Raw genomic sequence first — 7,929 nt, forward strand, 5'->3', positions numbered from 1 at the left:
GGAACCCCTGTGGAGAGTCTTCTCCACAGGGGTTTTCCACATCTGTGCACAAACTGAGGGACGCGCGCGCCAACCGGCGCCCCCGCGGTCCCGGGCCACGACAGGCCTTCCGGAGGCGAGCGGCGCGCGGTTGGAGGGCCCGGTCCCCAGCCTGTGGACAAGATGGGGCCGACGCTGTGGACGGCTGTGGATTCAGGCGGTTCCCGACGCGAGCAGCTCGTCGAGCCGCTGGTAGCCCTCGTTCATGCCCTCAGTCATCCCGGCGGCGAGCATCGCGTCCCGCGCCTCGACCGTCTGGAAGGACGAGTGGACGCTGAGCCGGCAGCGGTCCCCGTCGAGGTCCTCGAGGACGGCGGCGTCGAGGGAGACGTGCCCGGGCGCGCCCTCGAACTCGAAGGTCTGGACCATGCGCCGCGGTGCCGTCAGCTCGTGGAACGACCCGTGGAAGCTGTAGCTCGCACCCTCGGCACCGGTCTGGGTAAAGCGGTACGAACCGCCACTGCGGGCGTCGAAGTGGTCGATCACCGTGGTGTAGGCCCGGGGACCGATCCACTGGGCGAAGAGCGCGGGGTCGGTGTGGGCGCGGAACACGCGGTCGGCGGGAGCGTCGAATTCGCGGACGACGTCGACGAACGGCAGGCCTGGTTCGGCGGCCACGGTCGAGGTCTGGGTGGTGGTCATGGCTGGTGTCCTCTCTGCTGCGCGGCCGTGTGGGCCGCGTCGTGCTTCCCACCGCGGTCCGGCTCGGCCGCGAGGACCGCGTCGAGGCGCCGGTACTTCTCCTCGGTGCGCTCCCGGTAGGCATCGATCCATGCGGCCAGCGGGCCGAAGGCGGTGGGCTCCAAGTGGCAGGGGCGGCGCTGGGCGTCGCGGCTGCGGGTGATCAGGCCGGCATCCTCGAGCACCCTCAGGTGCTTGGAGACGGCCTGGACGGTCACGGCGAACGGCGCCGCGAGCTCGTTGACTGTGGCATCCCCCAGGGCGAGGCGTGCCACGAGCTTCCTCCGGAGGGGATCGGACAGCGCGGCGAAGGCCCGGTCGAGCCGGTCTTCCTCGGTTTCCGTGACGGGTGGGGCGGAGCTCATCCGCGCTGGACCTCCGTGCGGCGTCCGGGGAGGGACGCTGTTCAATGTATCGGTTGTTCAACTAGATGGTTGATTATATCCAAGCTACGCCCGTCCCCCGCAGCGGTCAAGGGTCTCTGTCCACAGGGGATGTCCACAGTGTGCGTAACTTACAGGCGTGTAGTTCACACCGCGCGCCGCGTGCAGGCGCGCCCGGGGGGCGCTTCCACCGGTCTGTTCCCCCAGCCTTGTCCCCAGCCTGTGGATAACTCTGGGCATAACGCTGTTGACAACCGCCCGGGCTCCTCCCCGATGTCGGCGCCCGGGCGTAGGCTCGGGCCAAGGAGGTAGCTGGCGTGAGCAATCTTGAACTCGACCCGGCCGAGACACTCTGCGCGGACGAGCCCGCCGCGCAGGGAATCGAGGTCATCGAACCCCGCGACGTGCCCCTCGGAGGCCCGCGGGCCATGCCCGTGCGCCGGACGCTCCCATCCCGGCAGCGCTCCCTCTTGGGCGCCTGGTGCTTCCTCGACCACTACGGTCCCGACGACGTCTCCTCCACCGGCGGCATGCGCGTCCCGCCGCACCCGCACACCGGCCTGCAGACCGTGAGCTGGCTCTTCACGGGCGAGATCGAGCACCGTGACAGCGCGGGCCACCGGGCGAGGGTCCGTCCCGGGGAGCTCAACCTCATGACCGCGGGGCGGGGCATCAACCACTCCGAGTACTCGACGCCCGAGACGACCACGCTGCACGGCGTCCAGCTGTGGACAGCGCTGCCCGGGCCGTTCCGCTCCGCCCCTCCGGGGTTCGAGCGGTACGTGCCGCCCGCCGTCGGGCTCCACGACCGGAACGGGGCCCGCGCGGGGGAGCTGCGGGTGTTCCTCGGTTCGCTGCACGGGTCGTCCTCCCCCGTCCGCACGTATACGGCACTGCTCGGCGCCGAGGCCGTCCTCGACCCGGGAGGCGAGGCGCTCCTGGAGGTCGCGGAGGAGTTCGAGCACGCGATTCTCGCCGACGGTGGGGCGCTCGAGGTCGAGGGCACCGCGCTGGCCGAGGCGCACCTGGCCTTCCTCGCCCCGGGACGCGGCCGCATCCGGCTCGCCAATCAGGGACCGCGCCCGGTGCGCGCGGTGATCCTCGGGGGGCCGCCATTCCCCGAGGAGATCACCATGTGGTGGAACTTCGTGGGCCGCTCCCACGAGGAGGTCGTGGCCTTCCGCGATGCGTGGAACGGGCAGCTGGCGGGGCAGGGGCCGACGGACGACGGCGCACCGTTCGGTACCGTCGTCGAGCTCACCGGGGGCGAGGCGGCGCTGCCCGCTCCCCCGCTGCCCAACGTCAGGCTCCGGCCACGGCCGAGCGCGCACACGCCACACGGCACTGCAGGAACAGCCGAGAAGGAGGCACCCATGACCGTGCAGGAATCCGAGAGGCAGTCTGGGAAGACGGAGTTCGTCCACGCGGACCAGAAGCACCGCTACGAGGTGCACGTGGGAGGGGTGGTTGCCGGCTTCACCCAGTACCGGGAGAAGGAGGGCGGCTCCGTCTACGCGTTCGACCACACCGAGGTGGCCGACGGCTACTCGGGCATGGGGCTCGCGAGCAGGCTCGTCACCTACGCGCTCGACGACGTGCGCGCGGCGGGACGCCGGATCCGGCCCTACTGCCCCTACGTCCGAGCCTTCCTCAAGCGGCACCCCGACTACGCGGACCTCGTCGAGGACGGCTTCGTCATGGACGAGGACTGAGGCTTGTCCACAGGGTTGTCCACGCCGTGGATAACTCACACCGATGTAGTTCCCTGCAGCGGGCCGGTATCCACCGACTTTCCCACACCCTGTGGATAACTTGGCCGACGCTGTGCACACCCCGTGCACAACCTCGCCCCCTCCGTTCCGGGTACGCATCTCGTCGCCGATGCGGCGTTTCGGGTACGGATCTCGGCGCCGCTTCCGCCTTCCGGGTACGGGAGCGCCGTTAGCATGGCCGGATGGAGCCCACCGTGGATGGACCCCTGCCGACGGACGGGGATCGGCCCCTCGCGCTCGTCACGGGGGTAGGACGCACCGTCGGTATCGCCGCGGGCATCGCCCGCGAGCTCGCGCGCCAGGGGTGGGACCTGGCCCTCTCGTTCTGGCGCCCCTACGACGGCCGCATGCCCTGGGGCGTGCAGCCCGCCGACACCGAGGCCATCGCCGAGGAACTGCGCGGGCTCGCGGCCTCCGTGGCGACGATCGAGGCGGACCTGGCCGACCAGGCAGCCCCGGAACGACTCCTGGCGGAGGCCGGCGGCGAGCGGCCGGTCAGGGCGCTCGTGCTCAGCCATGCGGAGTCCGTCGACTCGGCGCTGCTGGACACGGGGCTCGAATCCTTCGACCGGCATTTCGCGGTGAACACCCGGGCCTCCTGGCTCCTCATCCGCGCCTACGCCCGGCAGTTCCCGGCCGAGTGGCACGGTGCGGGGCGCATCGTGGCCCTCACCTCCGACCACACAGTGGGCAATATGCCCTACGGGGCAAGCAAGGGGGCACTCGACCGCATCGTCATGGCGGCCGCCCGTGAGCTGGCCCCGCAGGGCATCGCGGCCAATGTCCTCAATCCGGGGCCAGTCGACACCGGCTGGATGGATGACGACACCCGCGCAGCCTTGGGCGCCCGGCAGCCTTGGGGCCGCCTCGGCACCCCGGCAGACGTTGCCGCCGTGGTGGCCTTCCTCCTCAGCGGCCCGGGCGGCTGGGTGAACGGCCAGCTCCTCCACGCCGACGGAGGCTTCTCGGCCCTCTGACCTTGGATTCCCTCTATGGCATATTCCGGGGTAGGGAACCTATCCGACCGCTTGCCGCGGCTCCGAGGGTGCGGCATGCGGCTCGGACGGGCCGTGCTCCCCCGCCTCGTCCGCGGGCCGGTTCCGGAGGAAGGCAGCGAGAACGATCGCGGCGACCCCGGCCACGGCCGCGACGAGGAACGCCGCGCGGAATCCGGCCATCGCGGCGTCCGCCGCGGGCATGCTCGCCCTGGCCGCCTGCGCCGTGCCGGCCATGACCGCGACGAGCAGCGCCGTCCCCGCCGCGCCCGCCACCTGCTGCAGGGTGCTCAGGATGGCCGAGCCGTGGCTGTAGAGGCGCGGCGGCAGGGGATTCAGCCCGCTCGTGAACGTCGGGGTGAACAGGAAGGCTAGCCCGAGCGACAGGACAATGTGCAGGCCCATCACGAGCCACACCGACGTCTCCGCGGTGATGAACGCCAGCGCCCCGAGCACGGCGGTGATGAGGGACGTTCCCGTCAGGGTCAGCGGCACCGGGCCGACCCGGTCGAACCACCGACCCACTGTGGGCGCGAGCAGCCCCATGACGAGGCCGCCCGGCAGGAGGAGCAGGCCCGTTCCGAGCGTGTCGAGCCCGCGCAGCTGCTGGAGGTAGAGCGGCAGGAGGATGACGACCCCGAAGAGGGCCATCATCCCCACCATGAGCAGCGCCGTCGCCACCGTGTACATCGGATACGCGAAGGCGCGCAGGTCCAGCAGTGGCGAGCCGGAGCGCTGGAGCGCAAGCTGCCGCAGCACGAAGGCCGCCAGCGCCGCGGCCCCGACCAGCAGCGGCACGGCCGGACCGAGTCCGCCCGATCCCTCGCCGCCCAGCTGACTGAGCCCGTACACCACGCCGCCGAAGGCCGGCACCGAGAGCAGCACCGAGAGTGCATCGAGGGCGCTCCGCTGCCCGCCGGAGGCCCCGCGCAGCTTCGCGGCCCCGAACAGCAGCGCGGCGACCGCGATCGGCAGCACCGTGAGGAACATGAACCGCCACGAGAAGAACTGCAGGATCAGCCCGGAGAGGGTGGGACCCACGGCGGGTGCCACGGAGATGACGATGCTGACGGTGCCCATGACCTGCCCCCGGCGCGGCACGGGAATGAGGTTCAGCACGCTCGTCATCAGCAGCGGCATCATGATCGCCGTGCCGGAGGCCTGGACCACGCGCGCGAGCAGCAGCACCCCGAAGCCCGGCGCGAGCGCGGCGAGCAGCGTGCCGGTGCTGAACAGGCTCATCGCCAGGATGTACACGGTGCGGGTCGAGAGCCGCTGGAGGAGGAAGCCCGTGGTCGGGATGACCACTGACATCGTCAGCATGAACGCGGTGGAGAGCCACTGGACCGTGGGCGCGTCGACGTGCAGCTCGGTCATCAGGCGCGGCAGGGCGACGTTCATGATCGTCTCGTTGAGGATCACCACGAAGGCGGCGACGACCAGCACGGTCACGACGAGCCGGTTCTCCGGGCTGATGGGGTGCGCCTCGCGCGGCGTCGCGGCGCGCGGGGCGGCCGACGGCGAGGGGTGCTCGGATGCGGGAGGCAAGGGTTCTCCTGAGGTGCTTTCAGGGAAGGACAAGGGGAGGGTGCGGCGCCGGGGCGCGCCCGGCGCAGGACCGGTGTCGAGTCCAACGCGGGGAAGGCTCCCATTCTTCCAGAAGGCGGGCACATCGGACAGGCGCGGGACGGCTCAGCCCCCGCGGATGCTCCACACGCGGTAGCCGAGGAATCCCGCAGCGGGGAGGGCCGCGGTGATGGCGAGGATCCACGCGACCGATGCCGAGCCGGCGTCGGCAGCTGTGACCCGGGGGATCAGGTGGAACGAACCGGTGCGCAGGAGCCATTCCGGCGGGGCGCCCAACCCGAACGCTGCCGTCCGGGTCAGGGTCGGCAGCCGCGTGGCCCCAGACCCCCGCGCCCCAGCGGGTGGGCCCCCGGCGCTCCCGCACCGGGGCGACCATGCCGGCCCCTCAGGCCAAGTCGTAGACGGCGACGGTGGTCCCGGGTTCGAGACGGGCCCCGGTGGAGCGGTAGGTGGCCAGGGCCGCCTGGTTGTCCTGCTCCGTGGCCGTCCACATGCCGTAGCACCCGGCCTCCCGGGCGATCTCGGCGAGGGCATTGACGAGGTGGGAGGCCAGGCCGCGGCGCCGCCAGCCCTCGGCCACGGCGAGCTCGTAGAGGAACATCTCGGTGCCCTTGTCCGGGTGGGCCGTCTCGACGCCGCTCACGAAGCCGACCGCCCGGCCCTCTGCATCCTCGGCGAGCAGCAGGTGGTGGCCCGGCTTGGCCAGGAACTCGCGGGCGCCCGCGTCCGTGACGGGGGCATCGAACAGATCCGAGGCGGCCGTGAGCCGGCCGGCGTCGTGCGGGCCGAGGCGGCGGAGTGTGATGTTGGGCGCGTTGTCCGCATCCACGGCCCGAGCTTACGCGCTCCGCCACGGAAGGTGAACGGTGGGCGACCTCAGGCCCAACTGCAGCTTGCTACACTCGGACAGCTGAGCCACCCACGGCTCGCCACCCCACGACAGCCCGACACGGACGCAGCCCCCCTTCGCGCCCGGAAACGGCGTGCGCCCGAAAAGAGGAGATCCCCGACCTCATGACCGCTTTGGCCGAGCCCGACTACTACGACGACTTCGACTCCGACTTCCGCTCCGAGCTCGACGCGAAGTACGAGGAGGGGTTCGGCTACAGCCCCCACATGGAGGACGAGGACGACGACCGCCTCGACGACCTCTTCGCGGGGCTCTTCGACGCCTCCGACGAGGATGACGACGACGCGGAGCCCGTGAGGCCCAAGGCCGCGCCCAAGAAGGCGGCAGCCAAGGCGTCCTCGGGATCGCCCGCGCCGAAGAAGGCCACCGCGAAGGGCACCCCCGCCGCGTCCGAGGTGGTCGTGACGAGCATCGCCGAGCGCCGCGCCGCCGCAGGTGTGGATGTGGCCGCTGCTGCTGGGGCCCCGGCTGCTGCCGCTGCGGTGGGCGAACCCGAGGCCGCGCCGATGACTGGACCTGACGCCGCGCCCGCTCCTGCGGCCGACGTGCTGCGGACAGCCGCGGCCGACGAGGTTGCCGCCGCCGCCCGCCGCGCTGCGGAGAGGGCCCGGGCGGCCGCCGACGAGGCCGCCGCCGCGGCGAAGCAGGCGGTGGCGCACGCCGTCGCGAAGGCCGCTGCCGCGAAGGCTGCCGCCGCCGAGGCTTCCGCGGCCGAGCAGGCTGCCCAGGCTGCGCTCGACGCCTCGACGGCGGCCGAGCAGGATGCCGTGCGTGCCGCCGAGCAGCTCGAGCTCGTGCTCGCCACCCCGGACGCGTCCTCCGGGGTGATCTCGGGCTCGGAGGAGGTGACCTCGGGCTCGGAGGAGGTGACCTCGGCGCAGGAGGAGGAGCGCACCCAGGAGCAGGAGGAGGCGCCCGCCCAGGAGCAGGAGGAGGCGCCCGCCGCCGCGGACCTCCCGGCCTCCGACCCGAACTTCGCGCCCCACATCGCCGCGGTCAACCAGCACGTGGAGTTCCTGCGCAAGCTGCGCCCGGGCTTCGAGGTCCCGTACGTCGACCCCATGCACTCGGTCGACGAGTGCCGGATCGTGAGCCTGTTCTCCAACACCGGCGAGGCCAGCCCCCGCGGCTACGTCTGGGCCGGCGACGACGCCGCCGCGACGCGCCTGCTCGGGCTCCAGTACCAGCTGGGCCTGCGGCCGGAGTGGATCATGCCCTGGAACGCCTACCCCTGGTACACCCCGGGCGAGGCCAACGGCAAGCTCACGCCCGAGCAGCTGCACGCCGGCCTCAAGCCGCTGCTCACCTTCCTCAAGACCGTCCCGAGGGTGTCGGCGATCGTGGCCCACGGCACCGAGGCGAACCGCCTCGCGCAGATGCTCCTCAAGACGGACAACCCGCTCATCTGGCGCCGCGGGCTCAAGGTCTACAAGGCCCGCGCCCTCCACGGGCGCGCGTTCGCCGGCTCGAAGGAACGCCAGACCGAGTGGCTCATCGAGATGGGCCGCGCATACGCCGACGCCATGGCCCGCGCGGGCCTGCAGGCCGGCCGCGCCTAGCGC

The 7,929-nt window shown here is 72.0% G+C and carries 8 protein-coding genes; 3 read left to right on the top strand and 5 right to left on the bottom strand.

Translation table 11 applies throughout. The features are described 5' to 3' along the window. Positions 1-192: 192 nt before the first annotated feature. A complete protein-coding gene (locus ACYVKZ_RS13825; protein ID WP_460992820.1) occupies positions 193-681 on the bottom strand; it encodes an SRPBCC family protein in 489 nt (162 codons plus the stop codon). Then, positions 678-1,085 carry an ArsR/SmtB family transcription factor gene (locus ACYVKZ_RS13830; protein WP_460992821.1) on the bottom strand — a complete coding sequence of 136 codons (408 nt, stop codon included), beginning with the start codon at positions 1,083-1,085 and terminating at the stop codon, positions 678-680. Before ACYVKZ_RS13830 ends, ACYVKZ_RS13825 begins: the two co-directional genes overlap by 4 nt. 335 nt (positions 1,086-1,420) lie before the next feature. Between ACYVKZ_RS13830 and ACYVKZ_RS13835 the strand changes: the two genes are divergently transcribed. Together ACYVKZ_RS13835 and ACYVKZ_RS13840 are read left to right on the top strand one after the other, a co-directional pair. Continuing rightward, entirely contained in the window at positions 1,421-2,815 is a 1,395-nt protein-coding gene (locus ACYVKZ_RS13835; RefSeq protein ID WP_460992822.1) for a pirin family protein, read from the top strand. A 242-nt stretch (positions 2,816-3,057) separates the two neighbouring features. After that, on the top strand, positions 3,058-3,852 hold the full coding sequence (locus ACYVKZ_RS13840; RefSeq protein WP_460992823.1) for an SDR family oxidoreductase: 795 nt from the start codon (positions 3,058-3,060) through the stop codon (positions 3,850-3,852). A gap of 39 nt (positions 3,853-3,891) precedes the next feature. Here the strand turns inward: ACYVKZ_RS13840 and ACYVKZ_RS13845 are convergent, their stop codons facing one another. From ACYVKZ_RS13845 to ACYVKZ_RS13855, 3 genes are all read right to left on the bottom strand, one after another. Continuing rightward, positions 3,892-5,418 (bottom strand): DHA2 family efflux MFS transporter permease subunit, encoded by a 1,527-nt coding sequence (locus ACYVKZ_RS13845; protein WP_460992824.1) that lies wholly within the window; start codon positions 5,416-5,418, stop codon positions 3,892-3,894. Positions 5,419-5,562: 144 nt separating this feature from the next. Continuing rightward, positions 5,563-5,733, bottom strand: coding sequence for a hypothetical protein (locus tag ACYVKZ_RS13850; protein ID WP_460992825.1), 171 nt, complete (start codon positions 5,731-5,733; stop codon positions 5,563-5,565). Positions 5,734-5,842: 109 nt separating this feature from the next. Next, entirely contained in the window at positions 5,843-6,286 is a 444-nt protein-coding gene (locus ACYVKZ_RS13855) for a GNAT family N-acetyltransferase (protein WP_460992826.1), read from the bottom strand. Between the two features lie 1,142 nt (positions 6,287-7,428). On the opposite strand from ACYVKZ_RS13855, the gene ACYVKZ_RS13860 reads away from it, so the two are divergent. Then, a complete protein-coding gene (locus ACYVKZ_RS13860; protein ID WP_460993181.1) occupies positions 7,429-7,926 on the top strand; it encodes a uracil-DNA glycosylase family protein in 498 nt (165 codons plus the stop codon). The last annotated feature ends 3 nt before the right edge of the window (positions 7,927-7,929 follow it).

Source organism: Sinomonas soli (assembly GCF_054782415.1).